At 31.3% G+C, this 23,451-nt stretch carries 23 protein-coding genes; 11 read left to right on the top strand and 12 right to left on the bottom strand.

Going from position 1 to position 23,451, the window contains the following annotated elements; genetic code table 11:
• Positions 1 to 6 precede the first annotated feature (6 nt).
• A complete protein-coding gene (locus Q0409_RS09510) occupies positions 7 to 846 on the bottom strand; it encodes a MotA/TolQ/ExbB proton channel family protein (protein ID WP_295607876.1) in 840 nt (279 codons plus the stop codon).
• Positions 847 to 1,076: 230 nt separating this feature from the next.
• Between Q0409_RS09510 and Q0409_RS09505 the strand changes: the two genes are divergently transcribed.
• From Q0409_RS09505 to hemA, 10 genes are all read left to right on the top strand, one after another.
• Positions 1,077 to 1,841 (top strand): coenzyme F420-0:L-glutamate ligase, encoded by a 765-nt coding sequence (locus tag Q0409_RS09505; RefSeq protein ID WP_298537519.1) that lies wholly within the window; start codon positions 1,077 to 1,079, stop codon positions 1,839 to 1,841.
• A gap of 102 nt (positions 1,842 to 1,943) precedes the next feature.
• Positions 1,944 to 2,459: a hypothetical protein gene (locus tag Q0409_RS09500; protein WP_298537517.1), complete on the top strand. Its 516-nt coding sequence runs from the start codon at positions 1,944 to 1,946 to the stop codon at positions 2,457 to 2,459.
• A gap of 138 nt (positions 2,460 to 2,597) precedes the next feature.
• A complete protein-coding gene (cofD, locus tag Q0409_RS09495) occupies positions 2,598 to 3,500 on the top strand; it encodes a 2-phospho-L-lactate transferase (RefSeq protein ID WP_298537514.1) in 903 nt (300 codons plus the stop codon).
• A 170-nt stretch (positions 3,501 to 3,670) separates the two neighbouring features.
• Positions 3,671 to 4,432 carry a GTP cyclohydrolase III gene (locus Q0409_RS09490; protein ID WP_298537511.1) on the top strand — a complete coding sequence of 254 codons (762 nt, stop codon included), beginning with the start codon at positions 3,671 to 3,673 and terminating at the stop codon, positions 4,430 to 4,432.
• A gap of 190 nt (positions 4,433 to 4,622) precedes the next feature.
• A complete protein-coding gene (locus Q0409_RS09485) occupies positions 4,623 to 5,336 on the top strand; it encodes an MJ0144 family RNA dihydrouridine synthase-like protein (RefSeq protein WP_298537509.1) in 714 nt (237 codons plus the stop codon).
• Positions 5,337 to 5,563: 227 nt separating this feature from the next.
• Positions 5,564 to 6,199: a DUF134 domain-containing protein gene (locus tag Q0409_RS09480; protein WP_298537506.1), complete on the top strand. Its 636-nt coding sequence runs from the start codon at positions 5,564 to 5,566 to the stop codon at positions 6,197 to 6,199.
• A 187-nt stretch (positions 6,200 to 6,386) separates the two neighbouring features.
• The gene (gene atwA / locus Q0409_RS09475) at positions 6,387 to 7,997 is read left to right on the top strand and encodes a methyl coenzyme M reductase system, component A2 (protein ID WP_298537505.1); all 1,611 of its coding nucleotides are present in this window, start codon (positions 6,387 to 6,389) and stop codon (positions 7,995 to 7,997) included.
• Positions 7,998 to 8,278: 281 nt separating this feature from the next.
• Complete coding sequence (locus Q0409_RS09470) at positions 8,279 to 8,761, top strand: methanogenesis marker 9 domain-containing protein (RefSeq protein ID WP_298537502.1); 483 nt, start codon at positions 8,279 to 8,281, stop codon at positions 8,759 to 8,761.
• 63 nt (positions 8,762 to 8,824) lie between these two features.
• Positions 8,825 to 9,454 carry a bifunctional precorrin-2 dehydrogenase/sirohydrochlorin ferrochelatase gene (locus tag Q0409_RS09465; protein WP_298537499.1) on the top strand — a complete coding sequence of 210 codons (630 nt, stop codon included), beginning with the start codon at positions 8,825 to 8,827 and terminating at the stop codon, positions 9,452 to 9,454.
• A 36-nt stretch (positions 9,455 to 9,490) separates the two neighbouring features.
• Positions 9,491 to 10,699 (top strand): glutamyl-tRNA reductase, encoded by a 1,209-nt coding sequence (gene hemA, locus Q0409_RS09460; protein ID WP_298537496.1) that lies wholly within the window; start codon positions 9,491 to 9,493, stop codon positions 10,697 to 10,699.
• Between the two features lie 103 nt (positions 10,700 to 10,802).
• On the opposite strand, the gene Q0409_RS09455 is transcribed toward hemA, so the two are convergent.
• The 11 genes from Q0409_RS09455 to eif1A form a co-directional block, all read right to left on the bottom strand.
• The gene (locus Q0409_RS09455) at positions 10,803 to 11,882 is read right to left on the bottom strand and encodes an AAA family ATPase (RefSeq protein ID WP_298537599.1); all 1,080 of its coding nucleotides are present in this window, start codon (positions 11,880 to 11,882) and stop codon (positions 10,803 to 10,805) included.
• Positions 11,883 to 12,084: 202 nt separating this feature from the next.
• On the bottom strand, positions 12,085 to 12,921 hold the full coding sequence (locus Q0409_RS09450; protein WP_298537493.1) for a TIM barrel protein: 837 nt from the start codon (positions 12,919 to 12,921) through the stop codon (positions 12,085 to 12,087).
• A 173-nt stretch (positions 12,922 to 13,094) separates the two neighbouring features.
• Positions 13,095 to 14,111, bottom strand: a complete 1,017-nt coding sequence (locus tag Q0409_RS09445; RefSeq protein WP_298537490.1) for a phosphorylating glyceraldehyde-3-phosphate dehydrogenase — start codon at positions 14,109 to 14,111, stop codon at positions 13,095 to 13,097.
• Between the two features lie 161 nt (positions 14,112 to 14,272).
• Complete coding sequence (locus Q0409_RS09440) at positions 14,273 to 14,815, bottom strand: DUF2284 domain-containing protein (protein ID WP_298537486.1); 543 nt, start codon at positions 14,813 to 14,815, stop codon at positions 14,273 to 14,275.
• 259 nt (positions 14,816 to 15,074) lie between these two features.
• Positions 15,075 to 15,299 carry a hypothetical protein gene (locus Q0409_RS09435; RefSeq protein WP_298537483.1) on the bottom strand — a complete coding sequence of 75 codons (225 nt, stop codon included), beginning with the start codon at positions 15,297 to 15,299 and terminating at the stop codon, positions 15,075 to 15,077.
• A 155-nt stretch (positions 15,300 to 15,454) separates the two neighbouring features.
• Positions 15,455 to 15,727 carry a metal-sensing transcriptional repressor gene (locus Q0409_RS09430; RefSeq protein ID WP_298537481.1) on the bottom strand — a complete coding sequence of 91 codons (273 nt, stop codon included), beginning with the start codon at positions 15,725 to 15,727 and terminating at the stop codon, positions 15,455 to 15,457.
• Positions 15,728 to 15,900: 173 nt separating this feature from the next.
• Entirely contained in the window at positions 15,901 to 17,001 is a 1,101-nt protein-coding gene (locus Q0409_RS09425) for a DNA topoisomerase IV subunit A (protein WP_292787303.1), read from the bottom strand.
• A gap of 4 nt (positions 17,002 to 17,005) precedes the next feature.
• Positions 17,006 to 18,784: a DNA topoisomerase VI subunit B gene (gene top6B, locus Q0409_RS09420; protein WP_298537478.1), complete on the bottom strand. Its 1,779-nt coding sequence runs from the start codon at positions 18,782 to 18,784 to the stop codon at positions 17,006 to 17,008.
• Positions 18,785 to 19,521: 737 nt separating this feature from the next.
• The gene (locus Q0409_RS09415) at positions 19,522 to 20,121 is read right to left on the bottom strand and encodes a KH domain-containing protein (RefSeq protein WP_295605401.1); all 600 of its coding nucleotides are present in this window, start codon (positions 20,119 to 20,121) and stop codon (positions 19,522 to 19,524) included.
• Between the two features lie 361 nt (positions 20,122 to 20,482).
• On the bottom strand, positions 20,483 to 21,259 hold the full coding sequence (locus Q0409_RS09410; protein ID WP_298537597.1) for a serine protein kinase RIO: 777 nt from the start codon (positions 21,257 to 21,259) through the stop codon (positions 20,483 to 20,485).
• A gap of 209 nt (positions 21,260 to 21,468) precedes the next feature.
• On the bottom strand, positions 21,469 to 21,774 hold the full coding sequence (gene eif1A, locus Q0409_RS09405) for a translation initiation factor eIF-1A (RefSeq protein ID WP_292776837.1): 306 nt from the start codon (positions 21,772 to 21,774) through the stop codon (positions 21,469 to 21,471).
• A gap of 385 nt (positions 21,775 to 22,159) precedes the next feature.
• Here eif1A and glp point away from each other — a divergent pair, with 385 nt between their 5' ends.
• On the top strand, positions 22,160 to 23,404 hold the full coding sequence (glp, locus tag Q0409_RS09400) for a gephyrin-like molybdotransferase Glp (RefSeq protein ID WP_298537474.1): 1,245 nt from the start codon (positions 22,160 to 22,162) through the stop codon (positions 23,402 to 23,404).
• Positions 23,405 to 23,451 lie beyond the last annotated feature (47 nt).

The raw sequence follows: 23,451 nt of genomic DNA, 5'->3' as shown, positions 1-23,451 counted from the left end.
CCTTGATTATTGTCTTAATTTACTTTCAGTAATTTCAGATTTTACATCACATTTTTCCAATATGATGTTACTTATACTCTTTTCAAGCATGCTTGGCTTAAAGGAAATTTGAATATTAGAATAAGGATCAGAGATTTCCTTTACACTGACAATGCCCTCTGCTTCCTGAAGCGCTTCAATCACACAAGGCAATTTTTCATAAACTCTGATTTTAATTACCGCATAACTCCAATTAGTCATTTTGGTAGCTAATTCAATCTTATCCATTTCCGCATCAATCAAACCTTTGATATAAGTGTATAACGGCATAAGAACAATAGCTACAGTTAAACCTGCAATAGTAGTGATAAGAGCAATGTAAATACCTTCTGCCATAGCTGCAGCATCAGGATTTACACCTAAATTCTTAAAGGTCATCCAAATACCTAATACAGTACCGATCAATCCTAAGAAAGGAGCAAGCTCAATAATGGTTTTTAATGCACTGATACCATTGGTCATTTTTGAGAGCTCGACGATAAAAATCTGCTCCATACTTTCTTCAACTTCTATCTTGTTTTTATAACCGATTTTCAATGCTTCAGACATGATTCTTGAAACAGGGTTTTTATAGTGACTGATATTTTTTAAAGCTTCAATAGCTCCACCTTGTTCCATAGATGAGGTAATTGTCCCCATAATCTCTGTAGCATCGATTTTACTTATTTTTCTAAGGTAAAATATCTTTCTTATAGATATTAACAGACCATAGATACCAAGCAAAAGAATTATATAAGTGATAACTCCCCCACTTTGGAGCATCTCCATAATCATGTCAAATCCATTAATAAGACTTTCTATAATCATAATATCCTCTAAAGAATTAATTAATAATTAAATAATCTGATAAATTAATAATAAATCTAATAAATTGATAATAAAAGTGATTATTAATTATACTAATAATAAATTTATTATTTTTAATATAAAAGCATATTGTTAATTTTTTAAAAAAATAAAGCATTATTTCTAATTTTTTAAAAAAATTTTAGTGAATATCAATAGTTTTTTATATTTTATTAATAAAAAGTTTAACTATGACTTTAAAATTATATGGATTGAAAGAAATTCCTTTAGTTAAAAAAGGAGACAATATAGCAAAGATAATTGAAGAGGATTTGGAAAAGGAGAATATTGCTCTTGAAGATGGAGATATTTTGCTTATTGCTGAAACATTGATTTCCAAGGCTGAAGGCAACTACATTAAAATTGATGAACTGGAACCTAGTGAAGAAACAATAAAAATTGCAAAAGAATGCAAAAAAGATCCAAAACTTGTTGAAGCGATTTTACAGGAATCAAATGAAATCGTTGCAGTTGGACCTAATTTCATTGTCACTGAAACCAAGCATGGATTTGTTTGTGCAAACTCCGGAATAGATGAATCAAATGTGGAAGAAGGGTTAGCAACTCCAATGCCTAAGAATCCTGACTTATCTGCAAAGGAAATAAGAGAGTACTTGGAAGAAAAAACTGAAAAGGAAATTGCAGTAATCATTACTGACACTCAAGGAAGAGCATTTAGAGTAGGTGCAATTGGAACAGCTATTGGCTGCTCAGGAATCAATCCTCTTTGGGTAAGAATCGGCGAGGAAGACTTGTTCGGCAGAGCTCTTGAAACAACTGAAGTTGCTACTGCAGATGAGCTTGCAGCAGCTGCATCCTTATTGATGGGACAAGCAAACGAAGGAATTCCTATCGTATTGATTAGAGGATTTGCTGCATTTGACCATCTTAGAGACACTGAAGCTGGAATAAAACCTTTGCTTAGACCTAAAGAGTTTGATGTATTTAGAAAATAGATAAGAATATAACATTTTTACAAATATTGATTTTTATTTTTGAGTGTTGAATATTCTTGAATTGTGAATATCATTGAAATTGGAATAATTTTGAGTGTTAATATGGTGGAAATTAATTTCAAATGTGAAAACTGTGATTTTTCATTTTTAGATAAGAATTTAATATTCTATTTAGACACAGATTTAGATGATTTAGAATCCATTTTAGATTTCTATTCTAAAGACAAAAAGGATGAAGGAAATCATTTAGAACTTATTGAAGATAGTCACAATAAGGAAAATTCAGATAAGATGACTAAATCCTTAATTTCTGGTTTTCTTTATGAAAACTATTGTCCAAATTGCAATGAATTAATTAAAACCTATGTTCCTGAAGACAATGATCTTTTCACTCAAGAAGAGATTGAAAGAATATTGACTAAAGAAATTTCTAAAAATCTTGATAATGAAAAAGCGTTTAAAATACTGTTTTTTGATTTTAAAAAGACATTTTACAAGGATAGGCGAAACATTCTTGAAAACAATAATTGCCCTAATTGCAATAGTGAAATGTCTTTAGTAATTTCTGAGAAAACTCCATGCCCTAAATGTGGAGGTCCATTAAAAGAAGAATTTTAAAGTTAAAAATTTAAAAGAAGAATTTTAAAGTTAAAAATTTAAAAAAAGCTAATTTATTAAATTTAATTGATAATAATCTAATGATAATTAAAAAAATATAAAAATCCTATCACAATTAAGATAAAAAGAGTGGAAATCATGATAACTGTTTTTTCTGGAGGCACTGGAACTCCAAAATTGATTCAAGGAATAAAGGAAATTTATCCTGAAGAAGAGATTAGTGTCGTAGTCAACACTGTTGAAAACTTATATATGTCCAGAGGTTATATTGCAGCGGATATTGATACAGTGATGTATACCTTTGCAGATATGATTGATGAGGAATTCTGGTATGGAATTAAAGGGGATACATACATAGTTAGAGAACAGCTAATTGAAATGGGAACTACCGAATTGCTCAGGTTAGGAGATAAAGACAGGGCAACCAAACTTCAAAAAGCAATTTTGCTAGAGGAAGGTTGGACATTGTCAGATATTGTTGAACTCCAAAAGAACAAGTTAGGAATTAAGGCAAGCATAATTCCAATGAGTGATGAGGAATCTGAAATAAGCATTGTCACCAAGGAGCATGGTGAAATTGAGTTCCATGACTTTTTGATCAAATACCAATGCAACTGTGAAGTCCTTGAAGTGAAATATGCTCATGTAAGCCCTAGCCCAAAACTTATTGAAACAATAGAAAAATGTGATAAAGTGATTTTTGGACCATCAAATCCAATCACTTCAATAAGACCGATCATTTCAATAGATGGTGTTGAAGAAGCCCTTAAGGAAAAAGAGGTTATTGCAGTTTCACCATTTGTAGGTAAATCCGCATTCAGCGGACCTGCTGGACAATTCATGAATGCATTTGGCTATGAAACATCTTCAAAAGGAGTAGCTGAACTTTATAAATCCTTCCTAAACACATTGGTGATTGATAACCAAGACGAAGAATTTAAGAAAGAGATTGAAGAGATTGTTCCAAATGTCATCGTAACCAACACTTTTATGAAAACAATTGAAGATAAGATTAATCTTGCAAAAATTGTTTTAGAATAAAATGATTAGATGCCTTAAATTATTATGGAATTATTTGTTAATAAAAAATTAAAAAAAATTATTAAAAATAATTAAAAATAAAAGATTTTTAAAAAAATTACTAATTAAATGCTTAAAGTTTAAATACTAATTTAGTTATAACTAAATATATTACTATTAGGTGAAAATATATGATACAAATGACTTTGATACAAATCGACAATTATGGTCCATGGACAGTTACTCCAAGACCACGTACAGAATCTGACCTTCAAATTTTACAAGCAGAACTTTTTGCAGATGTGCAAAGATTAATAGCTGCTAAAAAAGGTTTAGTTTTCTTTACAAGATTTGATAATTTACTTGCAGTCACAAACGGTCTTAATGAAGAAGACCACATGAGAATTCAAAGATCTATTAGAAACAGATACCCGATTACAATCAGTATGGGTGTAGGAGCAGCAGAAACTGCACACGAAGCTCAAAGATTAGCAACCATTGCACTTCAAAAAGAAGGTGGAGCACAATCTTCAGGAAGAAAAGAAATCTTAGCAATAAACAATTTAATTGAAAACCCAGAAGACAGTTTCGTACAAGCTGCACATATTGACATCAACAGTGTAACTGAAACCTTAACTGATATTGAATCTGCTTTTGATACAAGCTTTATGGTAAACAAAGCACAACATTACTTAATGACTAAACTTAGAGAAAAAGGCGCATTATTATTCTTCATTGGTGGAGACAACTTCATGTCCCCATGTAATGGATTAAGTGAAGATGACCTTACTCAAATTCTCAAAGAGATTGATGAAGAAATTGGAATCGGCCTCAAAGCAGGTATCGGTAGAGCAGACAATATGGAAGATGCAGCATATATGGCTGACATCGGACTTGAAATAATTCGTGCAGGAAATAATAAAGATTGGATTCATGTAATAGAAGAACTTTAAATAAATCTTATTTTCACTTAATTAACTTTTCTTTTTATTTCCATTTTTTTATTTTTATTATACTTTTTTAAACTATTTTTATAGATGATTACAATTATTAGAATATTAAAATAATTAGATAATTAGAATAATTAGAATAATTAAAATTATCAAAACTTAAGGAAGTGTTAACATTAAAGTACTTGCACCAATGGCAGGAATAACAAATGCAGAATTTGCAATGAAACTTATACCTTATGGATTTGACACAGTCACTATTGGAGGATACAATACAGATAACGAGTCAATAGACGCTTGTGAGAAAATCATAGCCAGAGGCAGGAAAGAGTTCAATTACCCTAAAGAAGAAATTTATGAAGTAATTGAAAATGAAGTAAACACAATTAAAGATAGTTTTGATGTAACAGTCAGTGCAAACTTGAGAGGAACCACTCCAGATTCACTGATTGAAATCAGCAAAATAAAGAACTTGGACATCATTGAAATCAACTGTCATTGCAGACAGGAAGAGCTTGTTGCAGTTGGCTGTGGGCAAAGTATGCTACTTCGACCAGACTTGGAAGATTACGTAAAAGAAGTTGTCAAAAAATCTAAATCAAAAGTTTCAATGAAAATGAGAGCAAATGTCGAAGGTGTTGACAACCTTGAAATAGCAAAATTAGCTGAAGAATGTGGAGTGGACTATTTGCATATTGATGCTATGAAAAAAGGAGTTAGAGATGCTGATTTTGATTTAATAAAACAAATAGCAACCCACACCAATATTTTCATTATTGGAAACAACTCAATCAATTCCATTGCACAGGCAGAAAAAATGTTAGATGCAGGGGCAAATGGAATTTCAATAGCTAGGGCCGCGATTAGCGGAAAATTAAATTTTGATTTGAATGAAATTGAAATTTAATTAGTGTTACTTTTTTAAATCTATTTCTTAATCTATTTCTTAATCTATTTTAAATCATAATCTACTTTTTATTTCACCTATTTTTAATCATTTCCCATATTCCAAAAGACAAACTATATATTAAATGTTATGAATATATATTCATAATAAATATATATTCATAATGAATTTGTTTTAGGGTTCATTAAAATATAGATCCAATAGTAAAATATTTAAGGAGAGAATAAATGGTTAGGCCAAAGATAGAAAGGAGAATTGTGAAAAAACCTGATTACTCTTGCCTAAAGCATGGAGATGTGTTGGAAAATGATCAAGATGCTATTAAAATGAATCTTGATGAATTTGAAGCAATCCGATTGGGAGATTATCACAATATAAAGCAAAAAGAGGCAGCAGAATTAATGGGAATATCACAGCCAACATTCCATAGAATCATTAACTCTGCAAGAAAAAAGACAGCAATGTCTTTAATTGAAGGTAAGAAGATTGAAATAAACAATGAAAACTTTCAAGCAGAAGAAAAGGTATATATCTGCAAGGATTGTGGATTTCAATGGAATAATCCCAAAAAGGAATACACAAACTGTCCTGACTGCAAGTCTCAAAACATTGAAATAATTAAAAATGATTTGGAAAGCAAATCATCTGCTCCGCAAATCTTCAATGTACCCGAAGCTTCAAAATATCCTTTGAATGAGAGACGTTCTTTTGGAGGTTCAGGAAGTGGAAGAGGACCATCAAAAGCATGCGAATGTCCGAACTGTGGTTACATAGCACCTAAGATTAGGGGATTCCCATGCAGAAACATAAAATGTCCTGAATGCGGAACACCATTATGCGGTTCGAATCATAAGGAAAACTAATTGAAGACTAATGAAAAATTGAAAAAATTGTAAAAATATCAAAATTTATATTAATAATATCGTTTAAAAATAATATACATATAATTTAATAAATTAATATTTGATAAAATCAATATATTTTAATAAATAAAATATGATAAATTAAAAAAAATAAATCATAATTACAACTAATTATCAAGGTGGGCTTATGTCTTTCATAACTTTAAAAAATATTAATAAGTCATTTAATGGGGAACCAGTTCTCAAAGATATTAACTTAACAATAGAAGAAGGTTCTACATTAGGTATTCTCGGTAGAAGTGGTAGTGGAAAATCTGTTTTAATCAACATGTTAAGAGGTACTAAAGAATATGCTCCAGACAGTGGGCAAGTACTCTTTGACTTAGCAATTTGTGAAAATAAAAAATGCTTGCATGTTGAACCTGCTTCAAAAGCTGGCGAAAAATGTCCGGAATGTGGAGCTGAATTGAAAGCAAAAGAAATTGACTTTTGGAATGCTGACAGATTGGAAAAGGCAGCAATCAGAAGAAGAATTTCCATTATGCTTCAAAGAAACTTTGCATTGTACGATGAACAAAGCGTAATTGAAAACGTATTGAATGCAATGGGTGACGAAGGCAGATACGAAGAAGAGAATATCTACAATGCTATTGACTTATTGGAAATGGTACAAATGAGTCACAGGGTTACTCACATTGCTCGTGACTTAAGTGGAGGAGAAAAACAAAGAGTAGTACTTGCAAGACAATTGGCTAAAAACCCAATGTTGCTTTTAGCTGACGAACCAACAGGTACCTTAGACCCACAAACTGCTGAAAAACTTCACCAAACCTTGATTGAGGGGGTAAAAGATGAAGGAATCAGTATGGTAATCACTTCCCACTGGCCAGAAGTTATGAATCAATTAGCTGACGATGCAATATGGTTAGACAAAGGGGAAATTATCGAACATGGCCACCCAGATGTCATAGTTCCAAAATTCCTTGAAACCGTTCCTCAAGCTGAACAAGTTGAAAAAGTTGAGCACACCGAAGAGATAATTAGAGTGAAAGACATTAAAAAGCATTACTATTCAATTGAAAGAGGAGTGGTTAAAGCTGTAGACGGCGTAAGCTTAACAATTAACCAAGGAGAAATATACGGTATTGTTGGACTTAGTGGATCTGGAAAAACCACCTTAACCAGAATGATGATTGGTTTGACTGAACCAAGTTCTGGAGAACTTGAAATCAAGTTAGGTGATGACTGGATTGACATGAAAAAACCAGGCCCATTAAACAGAGGACGTGTAACTCCATACTTAGGTTTATTACACCAAGAATACTCATTATATCCTCACAGAGACATTTTAGGAAACTTAACTGATGCGATCAGTTTGAACTTGCCTGCAGAATTTGCAAAAATCAAGGCAGCACATATTCTTGAAACTGTAGGATTTGAAAAGGAAAAATCCATGAGCATCTTATCCAAATGGCAAGATGAATTAAGTGGAGGGGAAAGACACAGAGTCGCTCTTGCACAAGTGTTAATCAAGGAACCTAACATTGTTGTATTGGATGAACCAACAGGTACAATGGACCCAGTTACAAGAATCATTGTAACCAATTCCATCTTAAAGGCAAGAGATGAATTGGACCAAACCTTTGTAATCATTTCCCACGATATGGATTTCGTATTGGATGTATGTGATAAGGCAAGCTTAATGAGAGGAGGAAAACTCCTCAGTACCGGAACTCCAGAAGAAATCGTTGCAGAATTAACTGGTGAAGAAAAAGCGGATATGATTAAAGATCACTAATCTTTTTCTTTTCTTTTTTATTTTTTTATTAACTTACTTTTTTTATAAATTAACTATTTTTTGTAGATTACAATTAAAAATTTGCTAACATGAATTTTACAACTATTTTTAAAGATTTTCAACTATAATTAAAAACTTATATTAATATAAACAAACAAATTTAATAATGTTATATTAATTATTAATTTAATTAATTATAATGTGATTTCATAAATCAAAAATTCATTTATTAAAAAATTAAAATTATTTTATATTTATTATTTACAAGTAGAGGAAAAATTATGGCATGGGAAAATTCACCGTCACATATTTGTAGAGGAGGAGATGTAAGAGGACTCGCATTCTGTTGTCCTCCTGTAAAACCTTGCCCTATTATGGGTGCTTTAAAAGAAGTTGGATTGACTCCTCAAGAATTCTTAGACATTAAGCAAAAATTTGCAAGAGAAACTAGATTAGGCGAAGGTCCTGCAACCTGTTTTGGATCACTCGTATGGTGTTGTAAAACTTCAAAACCTTGTCCTTTGAGAGACATGACCTTAAACCAAATAGGCATGAGCGAAGATGAATATATGAATCTCAAAAAGGAATTGTCTGAAGTGATTTTAGCAGCAGGAACACCACCTACATCAAATGAAGCGGTATTTGCACTTTCACAAACCTTTGACATAAGTGAAGCAGAAGCTGAAAAAGTGCTTGCAGACTGTAACAATGACTTAAGAATGGCTGTAAAATTATTAAAACTTAAACAATTGGAAGAGAAATAAACATTTCATCTAAACTTATCCAATCTTTAAATCAATTGAATTAAAAATAAATGATGTGATATTATGGGAAAAACTTCTCTTTTCTTTGAAGTTGAAAAGAAGAATGTCTTTATTTTAGGCACAGGAGAGGTAGCTACAAGAAGAGCACATCGCTTTTTAGATAAAGGAGCTAATGTAATATTGGCAGGAAATTCAATTGATGAGGAATTGACTAGAAAAGGAGCTATTTTAACACCTTTAAAAGACCTTGATGAAATGGTTAAATGGAGCGACATAGTGATTACCGCAAGCGGTGATGAAAAGCTATGCGAATACATCGCATCCATCAGCCAAGGAAAATTAATCAACAGGGCAGACAAACCTGAAGAAGGGAATATAATAGCACCTACAAGTTTCTTGATAGACGATATAGAGATATCCATTTACACAAATGGGCAAAGTCCTTTAATGGCAAGAGAACTTAGAAAGAAAATACAATCAATCATTACAGAAGAGGATATTCTCGAAATAAAGATTCAAGATCATGCTAGAAAAATACTAAAAGAAAAAACAGACAGTCAAAGATTAAGAAGGGAATATCTTGAGAATATTCTAAAAGATGAAGAAATAAAGCAATCCCTAAAGGAAAATAAATTAGATGAAGCCAAAGGACTTGTAGAAAATCTCATTAACTCTAACTTATCAAAAGAATAGAAATTATTTACCCAATAAAATAAAGGAGACTCAAAATTGATTATCAATATACGTGTAGACCATACACTTGCAGACATAGAAACTATGGAAAAGGTATCAAAAGATTTGAAGGAATTATTTTCTACTTTAAAAGAACAGATTGATGTTAAAGAATATATTGAAATCAATACATGCAATAGATATGAGTATTTCCTTTACACTGACGATTACAATGAACTTGACTTAGACTGTGAAAATGAGTATGTCATAATACAATATAGTGATGAAGCAGTATTGCATTTATTCAGAATGACTTCTGGTCTTGAATCCATGATTATCGGTGAGGACCAAATCTTAGGCCAAGTAAAGGACGCAAAAAGAAAAAGTGAAAGGGAAGGACATTGCGGAAAGAAATTGGATGCCGTCTTTACAAAGGCGATCCATGTTGGCCAAGTCGTAAGAAACAAGACAAAAATCAATCAAGGATCAATTTCCATTGGTTCTGCAGCAGTTGACCTTGCAGAAGAGCATCTTGGAGACTTGCAAGACAAACATGTTCTTGTAATTGGTGCAGGAAAGATGGGAACTCTCGTTGCAAAGGCATTGGCTGAAAAGAACTTGAAAGCTATTTTTGTTGCAAACAGAACTTATTATAAAGCAATTAAACTTGCAGAGGAACTTGATGGAGAAGCAATTCTCTTTGATAATCTGGAAGAAAAACTGCTTAATGCAGACCTTGTAATCAGTTCCACTGGTGCACCACACCCAATTATCAATAAAGAAAGGTTATTAAGAGTATTTGATGAAGAAATACCTGATAAGATGATTTTTATTGACATTGCAAACCCAAGAGACATCGAAGATGATGTGAAGGAAATAGGCATTGACCTGTTTAACATCGATGACTTAAGAGGAATTGCAGAAAAAAATAAAAAGCTTCGTGAAAGGGAAGTCATAGAAGCGGAAAAGATAATCGAAAGTGAGTTTGATTTACTTAAAGAATCCTTCAATTTAATTGAAATAAATTCAATGCTCGGTAGTTTAAGAGAGTCTATGGAAGAGATAAGACAACGTGAGAGTCAAAAAGGCATAGTTAAACTAAATAGTGTAGATGCAAAGGATATAAAAGTCATAGATAAGATGACTCAGTCCATAGTCAATAAAATATTTTATGACATTTCTGAAAACATTAGACAAACAGCAAAAAACAACGAAGAAGATTTCGTAAAAATTTGTGAAATGATTTTAAAAAGAGAACAAGACTAAAGGTCTAAAGAAATAGATTAAAATAAAAAATAGCAGAAAAAATAGATCAAAATAAAAAAAATAGTTGATAAAATTAGAAAATTAAATAATGAAAGGATTTTGATTATTCAAACATTCCTTTTACTTCTTCTTTTTTATATTTATTAAGCTCCAATGCAAAGTAAACATCATCCATTGTTACTTTTTCCTTATCATTTATAATTGCATTGTGAAGAGCAGTTTTCAATATCTTTTCCTTAATGTCCCTACCAGACATTCTTTTGGAAAGCTTGACTAATTTTTCAATATCCAACTCATAATCCATTGGGAATGTATTAAGGTTTAGCTCAAAAATTTCTCTTCTTTCATCATCATTTGGAAGCTTGAATTCGATTTCCTCTTCAAAACGACTTCTGATTGCAAAGTCGATTGAAGACGGGTTATTGGTTGCTGCAATTGTTACAACACCATCATTTGGATTTATTCCATCCATTTCAGTTAAAAGGGAATTTACAATTTCAGAAACATCCCCTCTCAATGATTGGAATGACCTATGCAATGCAATCGCATCGATTTCATCAATGAAAATCAATGATGGGGCAGATTTCAATGCAGTTTCATATAAATCATGAATCTTATTTGCTGCATCTCCAACATGGTCCCCGATTAATGAGGTTGCCTTGACCAAGAATAAGTTGATGTTCAATTCATTTGACAATGCCTTTGCAAGCATGGTTTTACCGGTTCCCGGAAGACCATAGAATAGAACATTCTTAGGAGCCCAATTGCCAAACTTCTCAGGGTCTTGGAGATACTTGTAGATGAGTTTTGATTTCTTTTTAGCATTCTCTTGACCTACTACATCATCAAAGAAAACATTGGATTTCACTCTTTTAATGGAATCATGCTTCTCCACATCTGGAATGACTATTTCAATTGAAGTGTTTTCTCCAATAACAGAGTCTTCAGGATATGCAGTTATGATTTTAAATGCAAAATCTGGAATGATCTTTTGGTCAAAAAGATAGGAACCAGTTCTAACTGATGTGCCACTCCATTGGTCTATAGCATACTGTTCAAAAAGAACTTTATCAGATATCTCTAGATTAGGGCCTTCCAATAATCCAAAATTGAAAGGATAACCTGCAGTTTCCAATACGAGAACCTTAGTTTCAATCTCACTGAAACTAGCCCTATTCTTAATGGAAACCTCTGATTTCTTTTTGCTTGAACTTTTGTTTTCAGATTTCACATTTATCACATCAAATCAAATGTTTAAAATAATTAAAATTTTTTTATGAATGTTTAGATTACTTAATATATTTTTAACATTATTTAAATATTTTCATAAAAGAATTAAGTTTGAAATTTGAGAAAAAATTTAGTAAAATTTTAAAAAAAATTACCTAAATTAGACTGTCATAAAGCTGTTTCATTCTTAAGGCATCTTGGTCAATTAAAGGAGTTTCGCAAATAATGGTAGCTTTCCAATCGTTTTCAATCAGATTCAAAAGCAAATCCTTGATGTGTGGACCATACTCATCAGCTTCAGCTAATGTGTGATGCTTCTTTTCACCCTTATCAGTATACTCAATTGTAGTGAAATGACAATGCAATCTATCAATGTCCAAATTATCTTCAAGCTTTGAAAATATGCAATTGTAGTCTTCCTTCTTATTTAGGATTCCTCTTCCTCTTGCATGAACATGAGCAAAGTCAATTGTAGGCTCAAAATGGTCAAAACTGGCACACATTTCAATGATTTCATCAATATTTCCCAATTGAGAACGCTTTCCAGTAGTTTCGGGTGCAAAAGTAAAGTTTTCTATTCCTTCCTCTTCACATCTTTCAAGAAGTCTTGTGTAAGTTTCTTTAGCTAAATCCATACATGTTTCAGGCTTTCTACCAGAATAAAATCCCGGGTGGAACACAAGCCTATATGCCCCCATGAATTCTCCAACTTTTGCAGATTGAACCAATCTGTTTATTGTACTTTCAATTTTTTCTTCCTCTTTAGAACAGACATTCACATAATAAGGACAATGCATAGACATTAAAACCCCATTTTCTTCAGCAGATTCCCTAAGTTTAAGTGCAGAGGATTCCCCAATTCTAACACCATAAGTGGACTGGTATTCAAATGCATATAATCCTAACGGCCCTAAAAATTCTGGAGACTCATGTGCTTTTCCATTGAATTCTATTGGTTTTCCAGCTGGACCAAAAATAACCTTATCTTTCATAAAAACACCACAAATAATTAAAAAAATGATAAAATATAAAAAAATGAAATTAAACCAATTAAATAGAAATTAAACAATTAAATAGAAATTAAAAATTTTATGATTTAGAAAAAAAGTAAGAAAATTAAATAGAATAACTCTATTTAATTAATTATATCTGAAATTATGTTGATTTATAAAATTCCCATAGCTTTGTTGGTTTTAGCAATGGATTTTTCATTGTCAGATTCCATTTCCAACATTGCACGGATAGCATCAACGTTTTCAGGCACTACATCAGATTCTTGGTGTACTGCTTGCATGTAGAACAATTCATTGCCTACAACGTTAATTGATTCTTTCCATACTGGAATCTCATATAAATCGTTTCTGCTTCTTCCTAAATCTTTAGCATATTCCATAAGTGCTGCAGTTGAGTCAAGGCCAGCAGCAGCTTCAACAACCATAACTCTGGAACGTTTTTCAAGTACATCGATTACTTCATCATTAGTTACTTCATTGCCAATTTCAACCATTAGGTTGTGTTGGTGCATTAAAGTGGTAGGTACAAGTAAAGCCATTGTAGTAACATCGATGCCTTTCATTACAGTCTGCACATCAGGACCGTGGTGAGAAGGTACTTTTGGAGGGTTAGGAACAATAGCGTTAATAGGACCTTTTTTGATTTCAGAAGGGTCAGATCCTCTTCTAACCATTACAGCACGAACTTTTTTAATGTCAACTAATGGATTAAGAGTGTGTAAGGTACGGGTTAAACCGGTAGTGTTACAGGATACTACTCTTGCATAATCTGCACCGTATGAATCATCATAGTTAGAAAATGAGTTAAAGGACAATCCAGTTAATTCATGGTCTTCTCCACCTTGGTAAATAGCTTTTACACCTGCTTTTTTATACATTTCAAGGTTTTGAGGTCCGATGTTTCCAGGAGTACAGTCAACTACGATATCTGCTTCTTGAACCATATCTTCAACAGTACCTGCAATTTCAATTCCTGCTTCTTTAAAGAGACCTTCCCTTTCAGGAATTCCAATGTATAAAGGATATCCCTTTTCTTCTACAGCAGTTTTTGCTTCAAAGTTTGGTCTGGTCTTACTTACACCAATGACTTTCATATCATCTTGAGCAGCTACAGCATCAGCCACTCTTTTACCTATAGTTCCAAATCCATTAATAGCTACAGATTTCATTTTTAAACTTCCTTTATGAATATTAAATTTATATAAACTCATTAAATTCTATAAATCCAATAAATATATAATTAAAGATTTATAATTCAATCTATATATAATTTGATATTTAATCTAAAAAATATGGCTTAAAACAAGAAATAAAGTGATATCTATTTGTTTTATTCCAATAAAACTATACCATAACAGAAATAGCTATTATTCTCCTCATCAATTCCTAAAATATCATAACCATTGTTTTCAATAGTTTTATGAATATCTACACCACAAGCTTCACCAGAAGGACGGGCTTCAGTAGGATACCTACATTGGTCTAAATCACATTCTTCCCCTTTGGATTTGCAAACCATACAAGGACCTCCTCCCATGCCAAATGCCTTATAATAACCAAAATGAGCACAGCAATTCTCTATATCTAATGCTATCTTAGAGATTCCTCCGATATCATCTTCAATTGAAGCCAAACTGATTTCAAATAAAATGGCAGTTTTATATGAATTTACCATCCCTGAAAATTCTTCTGCCTTTGGAGTATAAGGAGGGCATACTAATGTTTTACCATAATTAGGGCATCCATATTGACATTTCAATCTTGTCCATGGCTCAACTACAATAGTGCTTGTGTCGATATAATCAAATTTAAAACCTTTATAATCTTTTGTTAAATCTTCAATTTCTAACTTTAACTCATCTAAACCAATCATAAAATCACTCCAGATTATAAACATTTTCATAATTGAGCTTATTTAAATAAATTTTGAATTGTATCATTAATAAAATTTTTTAAATTTATAAATTAAAAAAGAAAAAGCAAAATTAAATAAGTTTAAAGAATATGAAAATAAGTAAAAAATTAAAAAAAGAAAAAAAGAAAATGATAACGAAGAAATAAGAGCGATAAAATAAAAAAATAAAAAATAAAAAATAAAATAAAATAAGAAAAAAATGAAATAAACTCCCTTCTTATTTGATTAAAATCATATTTTTTGATCTGAAGATTTTTTGATTTGATTTTTGAATTTTTTCTCTTGATTTGATAATTTTTTCATCTAATTTTTGAATTGTAATTTTTGATCCTAAATCTGATTCCTTAAACTTTCGATATATTATTCTAACTAATTGGTAAAAGATAAAGAAATAAAAGACAAAAATTAATACAATCCATTGTAAACCTTTAAACATATCCATTTATATCCCTCCGAACTTTTAAATAATAAATCATGAAGCTTTTTTAAGAAATTTCTCTGATTTAACCAAAAACATAAACTTGAACTAACATATAGGTATACCCTTATGGGTATATACCTAATTGAAAAAAATATAATTCCCAAATATAATCACAATTATAATCTGGAATAATATTCTAAGATAGTAGAAACATCATTAATAGCTTCATCACTTTCTCCTGCTTCAATTGCATTTCTAATACAATTTTCGAGGTGACCTTCCACTATAATGTGACCTACTTTGTGCATAGCAGATTTAGTAGCATTTACTTGCATTAAAATGTTTTCACAAGGAATATCTTCCTCAATCATACGATCAATAGCGTTTAACTGCCCAATAATTTTATTAATTCTTCTGTGAAGATTGTCTAAATCCATACATTGTTTCATTGTAACACCTTAATAATTTTTTTGAAATATATTGATATACCTATTGGGGTATACCTATACTAATGTTGAACTTTCTAGTATATAAAGGTTTTGGAAAAATAGTAAAAATAGTAAAAATTTAAAAAGATAAAAAAATAAAAAAAGGAAAATAAATTAATTAAAAGATTAATTTATTATAATTGTCCAAATTGTCTTAATTTCTCTGGGAAATATGTGTCTACTACATATTCAAGACCATATTTGGAGAAAGATTGCTGTTCTGCTTTTTTACCAATCTTAAGCATTTTCTTAATCTCGGTTTGCCAGAACTCAGTTTGATACCTTGGGTCTTTTGAAAGCTCTTTCAATCTCAATACATCGATATCTTTCAATGGATCTGTTGGAAGATCATATTCAATGATATCAGTTGCAGTTACTCCTAAGAACTTAGCGTCAGGAGTAGCTAAATCATGATTAACGTGAGCTAATTTTGCACTTCCAGATATGATTACCTGTCCGATGTGGAATCCCCAAGGGTCTCCGTCGTTACAGATATATACAGGAAGGCCTAATTCTTCATTAACCCTTTTGATAAATCTTCTTGTAGCACGAGCTGCTTGTCCTTTAAGCCCTACAATCAAACAGTTGAATCTGTTATGAGCATCCTCTTGAACTAACCTGTGGAACATCCCCATGGTTTCCACTGCAAGCACAAAGTCAGCACCGCAATCCAACAATTCAACTTGGTCAATGGTTGGTGAAATGGTATAACCTGATTTACCTGCTCTTGCAGCATTGATTTCAAATTCACCATCAAGCAAGGTGATGTCACCATAAACTGATGCACCGTCTTCCTCAGGCATTAATCCTAAATCTTCACGGGTAGCACCTAATGCAACTTCTAAATCCTCACCTACAATGTTGGATTCCTGTTGGTTATTGAATTCAATACCCCAACCTTCAGAGATATAATACATTTCCCTGATAGTTGCAGTCTTGTCTCTCAATACCAAATCCTTACAGAAATTAGCAACATAAACCATTTGCCCTAACTTTCTGATTTGCTTTACATTTCCAAGAGACCTTTTACCAAATCTGTCTCCGAGGATATAATAACGTTTATCTGGGTCATAAACAATGTTTCCAGTACCTCTAGAAGGAATTCTTAATGTAGGTACTTTCTCTTTTTCAACATCCTCTATAATCTCTTGACCAAATGCCTTGAGTTTATTGAAAGTGTATTGTCTCCTTTGCTCTTTGTGAGTATGTTTATGAGTAGTAGTTTCTTCAGCCATCTAATCATTCCTCCTGGTCTTCTGAGTCAAACAATGTAGACTGTCCAGTTTTCTTAGATTTTTTCTTTTTAGGTTTTTCATCGTCTAAGAATGCTTCATCCAAATCGGATTCTTGAACTCTGTCCTTACGACTTGAATGTTCCTTGTCTACAACATGACCAAATTCGTCAAGCTCTTCAAGTAAGGAATCTACATAGTCTTCCTCTTCTATCTCTTCTTCAACCTTTTCACCCATCAATTCAGCTAATGCTCTTCTTGTAACTTTAGCAAGAACAGGTTTATAATCTGGAACACCAGTTTCAGCAAGTGATGCTGCCTCTTCAATGATAACAGGAACATAGTCTTCAAATATTTTAGATCTCATTGCTTTTTCCTTTTCAGCTTTTTTGGATCTGATATGTCTTTGAAGTTTTCTTGCTATTTTCATGGTAGCTTGCCTGATTTCATGAACAATCTCAGGTTCTGGTGCAATACTTTGCTTACCAGTGGATAAGTAAGGAACTTGAGTGGAAATAATGTTAACAAACAAGGTAAGTGGAGTGTTATCCAAATCTCTAAGACCGTATCTTCTCCAATCAATAGATTTCAATGCTTCTGTAATAGCACAGCTTCCTGCATCGAAAGTCAATGGAACTCTGTTTGCAAATCTTAAGATTTCAGATTTCCTTTGTTCATTTACAATTCTACCAGCATCTCCACCATAAGCAATACCTGCTTCCACAATGAATGCCACACCACCTTTATAGGTAACAGGAGCTCTTGTAATTGTAGTGATGAATTCAGGTTTCAATATTAATTTCATACCTTTTTCAATTTGCTCTTCACCAATAGGAATAAGACCAGAAGTAGGAGGAGCCATGAATTTCATTTTTCCAAATGCTTCTACAATAGCTTCCGCTTCAGCCCAAGTCATGTTTTTTGGACGTTTTTTCATGTCAATACCAGTGAGTTCCTGAAGCTCTTTGATCTTCTTGGAGGACATTCTTGACAAGTTGGTAGTTAACATGCTTTTGAAGTTTCTCTTATCAGTGGTTTTTGCAATGTGAGTAATATCATCAGCAGTAACACCTTTAGGGTGAGGCAATACTTCTTTAGGTAAGACTGGAACAATTTCTGCAGCTCTTTTAAAGATGTATTTGTGTCCTTTAGGATCTCTAAAGGTAATTTTTGCATGAGGGTTAGCAATCATGGTTCTACGAATGTACTCAAATGCACCTTGTTCAGCTAATGAATAGGACACTTCTTTGAAATGGAGTTGGATACAAACACCAGTGCTTTCTGGAGTGAAATGTTCAGTTTTAATGATATCTCCAACGTTGTTTTTTACATCCATCTTAAATTCCATTTTAACCCCTTTGAGCTCACCATCCTCTTTCCATCCGGAAATTACATGGGTGGACTCACCAGTGGTCATCTGGGATAAAAGTACACAACCACTACAACCTAAACCTTGTTGCCCTCTTGATTGGATGTTTCTAAATTTGGAACCTGCAAACATCTGACAGTATACTTGAGTTACAAATTCCTCAGGGATACCTGGACCATTATCTGAATGTCTTAAAAGATAATGCTCTTTTCCGAGTTGCTTTAAATCAATTCTAATTTCCGGCAAAATTCCTGCTTCCTCAGCAGCGTCAAAACTGTTTGTGATCAATTCGTGGAAAACAATAGTTAAAGATCTGATTTTACCAGAAAATCCTAACATCTGTTTATTTTTTCTAAAGAACTCTGATGGAGTCAATTGGTCAAAATTCTCAAAGAGTTCTTGCGCTTGTTGAGACAAATTAAACCTCCTTTACATAGTTTTTAATTAACATATGAATTAATTAAACTAATCATTAAATAATCAATGAAACTTAATTATTTAAAGTACTGAAATTTTCATAAAAATTTCCCTTAAAAAACATATGATGATTTTTTTATATGGTAATGTAATCATAAAATAGCATATATTTAATAAATATTTTATTAAAAATATACAAACATTATTTTTATGGAAAATTTTTATACAAAAATGAAAAAATTACTAAAATTTTAGACAATATCATAATCAGAATATTATAAAAATATGTCAAAACTATAGTAAATATATCACTATATATACATATGTTGTTGAAAGTATATAAAAGTTTTTAATTACTATCAAAATTTTAATAAAAAAATCTTCACATAGCATAAAAATTTAAGCTAAATATAATTAAATTACATCACATCAAAAAATATTGTTAAAAAATATTAAACCATACATATATCTTTAATGAAAAATAACAATTAATTAAGAAAATTGATTCGGACAAATAAAAACAATATCGATTTTGTAAAAATAAAATTAATAAAAACAGATATCAGAAATAACTTTAGAAATAAAATTGATTTAAACTTAATAAATCAAAAAAAGAAAAAATAGAAAAATAGTAGAAAGAAAAAAATAAAAAAATAAAAAATCAAGATATGATTGAATGCATAAAAAAATAATAAAAAATAATAAAAGTAAAAGAAAAAATTTCTAGTCTAAGGTTATTAATCTAAGTCATCACGGAATTGAATTTCATCTCTTTCGATTCCAACAACTTCTTTGAATTCTTTCATTTTACGTTCATTCTTCTTATTCTCTAAAAATGCATAGACAGACTTATGTCTTGATCCATTAAGAATCATTTCAACTGCTTCCTTAGCAACCATAACATTTTGAAGTTCACCAATCAATGAAACAGTCTTTCCATAAATAGCCATGTCAACTTCAGCCATATCAACGATTATTTCTCTGGTTTTTCCATCTTTTCCAATTATTCTACCTTTGTATCTTGCCATAGCCTTTTTGGATTTCCCAACATACAAAGGCAATTTGATTATTTCCAAATAAGTATCATCTTTATTTAATTTTAATGCTACACGAGGATTGAATCCACGAGCAATAGCTTTTACAATATGATTTGCTTTCCATACACCAAGAGGATCTTCCATATTTTCATTAGGATAAATAGCTACGGTGCATTCCTCACTATCAATATCCAAATGAGTATTGGTTGCATTTTCAATTAATTGTTTGGTTTCTCCTTTTGTTCCAATTAAAGCACCTACTCTATCTGCAGGAACTCTAAGATAATCGGTTTCCGGCAATTTATTCACCTCTTTGATTTTTTATATAAATTCATCTGCAATTATATATTAAATATTTCAATTAAATTTAATAAATATTTTGATAAATTATTCTTTTAATAAAATTAATTTAAATTAATTTAAAATGTATTTAAAATGTATTTAAAATTTATTTAAAATGTATTTAAAATGTATTTAATAATATAAAAAAATATTTAAAATTAATAAATACCCAAATGGAAACCTAATTGGAACTTAAAAATATTTATTTAATATTAATATAAAATAGGTTTCCTAAGAGCATTTGAAAAGTAATATTTTTAAATAATATCCCTAAATAAGACTTTTTTTCAAAATTTCTCTTCAAGAAAGATTATAAGAACTAATCCTTAATCAAGCGATTAGTCAAATCTTCAATGGAAGTGTCTACACCCATCTTTTTAAATTCAAAACTAATGTTTTTTATATCTCTTTCAAGCAATTCTCCAGCAATAATATGGTCTTTTACTACAGATTGGGAAACATCTATAATCACTGGCTCTTCATCATAATTCAGAATATTATAACTTGATAAGTCTCCATGAATCAAATTGGCCTTGTTTATGAACTTATCCATTTGATCCACTAATTTTTCATAAAAGTCATTTGGATCCTGTGGAGGCAAGTTTTTCACGGTTGGTGCAGGATTTCCATCCTCATCGCCAATGAACTCAATGATTAAAACATTGTTCAAGCTTGTAATAGCTTCTGGAACATTCACTCCTGCATCCTTAAGCCTTGTCAAATTCCTATATTCCTTATTTACCCAATTGTTTATGAGTTGCCTTTTATTGCTTGAACGGACATTGAAACGAGGGTCTCCTGCAATGTAATATTGCATTTTCTTAAAATCGGAAGTGGCTATCCTATAGATCTTAACAGCAACAATGGAACCATCATCCTTGATTCCCTTTAATACATTAGCTTCCTTTCCAGTGCTTATAGCACCGTTTAAAACATCCAAATAACCTTGATTAGCTAATTTATAAAGCACTTGCAATGTTGCCTTGTCAAAGATTTCACTGGACACCTTCCTATCATCGGAATCCTTAATTCTTTTTTGTGAAATCAATTTTTGAACTTCTGCATCAGCTTTAGCCACTCTTGGATTTTCATCCATGACCTCTTCACCTGATTCAATTTCCATTGAATCATCTTCCATAAGTTCTGCATCAGCAATAGCCATTCTTGGTTCATCTTCCATAAAAACACCATTTTTAAAATTAGATAAAAATTTAGAAGTAGTTAAATTAGAATATTTAAAAAAATAAAGTAAAATTTGGGTAAAAAAAGAAAATTAAAAAAGTAAATCAAATTGATTTACTTGATTTACATAGTCAAATAGCCTTTTCTTTCAAGCCAATTGGATTCTGTTCTAGTGTATCTCCAGATTACATCAGCTTTTTGGTCTGATTGGAAATCCCATGGCTTTACAAGAACTACATCACCTTCACGTATCCAAATTCTCTTTTTCATTTTACCTGGAATACGTGTCATTCTGATATTACCATCAGCACATCTTACTTTAATTTTTCCATGACCCATAATCTGTTCTACGACTCCTGGAATTTCTCCTTTTCTAGGAGTACGTACTCTTCTATATTCTTGTTGATCGTTATTTTGTGGTTTACTCAAAAATTCTCCTCCTGCTCATTCTCCAAAATTTTAATAACACATCATTTTAATAAATCAGTTAAATAAAAGATTTAAAAATAAATTAATATTCGATTAAACAATTTTCTAAATAAATTGAAAATTTCGTTAAATTATTGTTTAAGAAATACCGCTAATAATTTATTATTATATATTATATATTTCTTAATATAAATACTAACAAGATAATTTATAAAGGTTTTGATTTTTTTAGTGAAAATTTTATAAATTTAAACAAAAACACATAATATAAAATATATCAATTAATATATTATTAAATATAACATATTATTAAAAAAAATATTATTAAAAATATTATTAAAAAATATTATTTATAATAAATTTTCAAAATTTAAAAGGTAATACAATGGGTGTAGAATTTTTAAAGATAAAGGAAGTAGATGAAGCAAAAGAAATCATTAATGAAAAGTTTAATGAATACTATACTCCCCAATCTGAAATCATTGACATAGCAGAAAGCAATAATAGAATTACATTCAGCAAAATCGAAAGTAAAATCGATTTTCCACCATTTAACAGGTCATTAAAGGACGGTTTTGCCATAAAAGCCGAAGACAGTTTTGGTGTAAATGAAGAAAATCCTAAAAAACTTAAAGTCATTGACTTTTTAGAGGCAGGATCTTTCACTGATAAAACTGTGGAACTTGGAAAATGTGTAGAGATAAGTACAGGCGCACCAATTCCAGAGGGTGCAGATGCAGTTGTTATGGTGGAATTCTCCAATAGGCCAGAAGACAATGATGAGCTAGAAGAAGACGAGATTGAAATATTAACAAGCGTTACCCCTTCCCAAGACATAGGACAAAAAGGTTCTGATGTTAAAGAAGGACAGACTATTCTTGAAGAAAACATTTTGCTCAATCCTCCAAAAATAGGAGTGATAGCCGCTCAAGGAATAGATACTGTTGAAGTGTATAAGAAACCTAAAGTTGGAATTATCTCTACAGGAAATGAATTATTGACCAATCAGGAAGAATTGAAACCTGGAAAGATCTATGATGTGAATAGCGAAATGATTAAGGCAGGTGTAGACAACTGTGGTGGGGAAGGAGAATGCTTAGGCATCGTTAAAGACGTTTATGATGATTTAAAGGCTAAAATTCAAGACTCATTGAAAGAATGTGACATCTTGCTATGCTCTGGTGGAACCTCTGCAGGAGTTGGAGACAATATCAGACATATTCTTGATGAACTTGGAGAAGTCCATATTCATGGAATTACTGTACAACCTGGAAAGCCAACCATTCTTGGAGTGGTAGATGGAAAGATAGTCATTGGACTTCCTGGAAATCCTGTTTCTGCAATTGTAATCTTCAATGTATTTGTTGCACCAGCAATTAAGAAATTAGCTGGTTACAAAGATGAGGAAGAGCAAAGAACAATTGAAGGAACTTTGAAAAGAAGAATCCATTCACCAATTGGTAGGATGCAATATCAATTGGTCAGCGTGGAAGGAAATGATGTAATTCCAATATTCAAAGACTCTGGAGCTATTTTCTCACTCGCAAGTGCAGCAGGATATACAAAAGTATCTAAACAGACCGAATTGCTTGAAGAAGGAGAGGAAGTTGAAGTAATCCTCTTTAATTAAATTAAAATTTAAATTTAAAAAAATTAAATTCAGAAATTATAAATTTA

The organism is uncultured Methanobrevibacter sp., from assembly GCF_937898925.1.
Taxonomy (GTDB): Archaea; Methanobacteriota; Methanobacteria; order Methanobacteriales; family Methanobacteriaceae; genus Methanobrevibacter.
Note: the sequence above shows the minus strand (reverse complement) of the source record. Positions and strands in the feature narration are given on the sequence as shown.

Bases quoted from the DNA above. Each gene is read 5' to 3' on its own strand.
- Q0409_RS09490 (WP_298537511.1), top strand. From the start codon at position 3,671: ATGATACAAATGACTTTGATACAAATCGACAATTATGGTCCATGGACA.
- glp (WP_298537474.1), top strand. From the start codon at position 22,160: ATGGGTGTAGAATTTTTAAAGATAAAGGAAGTAGATGAAGCAAAAGAA.
- Q0409_RS09450 (WP_298537493.1), bottom strand. From the start codon at position 12,921: ATGAAAGATAAGGTTATTTTTGGTCCAGCTGGAAAACCAATAGAATTC.
- Q0409_RS09435 (WP_298537483.1), bottom strand. From the start codon at position 15,299: ATGGATATGTTTAAAGGTTTACAATGGATTGTATTAATTTTTGTCTTT.
- Q0409_RS09445 (WP_298537490.1), bottom strand. From the start codon at position 14,111: ATGAAATCTGTAGCTATTAATGGATTTGGAACTATAGGTAAAAGAGTG.
- Q0409_RS09430 (WP_298537481.1), bottom strand. From the start codon at position 15,727: ATGAAACAATGTATGGATTTAGACAATCTTCACAGAAGAATTAATAAA.
- cofD (WP_298537514.1), top strand. From the start codon at position 2,598: ATGATAACTGTTTTTTCTGGAGGCACTGGAACTCCAAAATTGATTCAA.
- Q0409_RS09510 (WP_295607876.1), bottom strand. From the start codon at position 846: ATGATTATAGAAAGTCTTATTAATGGATTTGACATGATTATGGAGATG.
- Q0409_RS09505 (WP_298537519.1), top strand. From the start codon at position 1,077: ATGACTTTAAAATTATATGGATTGAAAGAAATTCCTTTAGTTAAAAAA.
- Q0409_RS09410 (WP_298537597.1), bottom strand. From the start codon at position 21,259: ATGGATGAAAATCCAAGAGTGGCTAAAGCTGATGCAGAAGTTCAAAAA.
- Q0409_RS09500 (WP_298537517.1), top strand. From the start codon at position 1,944: ATGGTGGAAATTAATTTCAAATGTGAAAACTGTGATTTTTCATTTTTA.
- atwA (WP_298537505.1), top strand. From the start codon at position 6,387: ATGTCTTTCATAACTTTAAAAAATATTAATAAGTCATTTAATGGGGAA.
- Q0409_RS09465 (WP_298537499.1), top strand. From the start codon at position 8,825: ATGGGAAAAACTTCTCTTTTCTTTGAAGTTGAAAAGAAGAATGTCTTT.
- Q0409_RS09485 (WP_298537509.1), top strand. From the start codon at position 4,623: ATGGCAGGAATAACAAATGCAGAATTTGCAATGAAACTTATACCTTAT.
- Q0409_RS09470 (WP_298537502.1), top strand. From the start codon at position 8,279: ATGGCATGGGAAAATTCACCGTCACATATTTGTAGAGGAGGAGATGTA.
- Q0409_RS09440 (WP_298537486.1), bottom strand. From the start codon at position 14,815: ATGATTGGTTTAGATGAGTTAAAGTTAGAAATTGAAGATTTAACAAAA.
- Q0409_RS09425 (WP_292787303.1), bottom strand. From the start codon at position 17,001: ATGGCTGAAGAAACTACTACTCATAAACATACTCACAAAGAGCAAAGG.
- Q0409_RS09480 (WP_298537506.1), top strand. From the start codon at position 5,564: ATGGTTAGGCCAAAGATAGAAAGGAGAATTGTGAAAAAACCTGATTAC.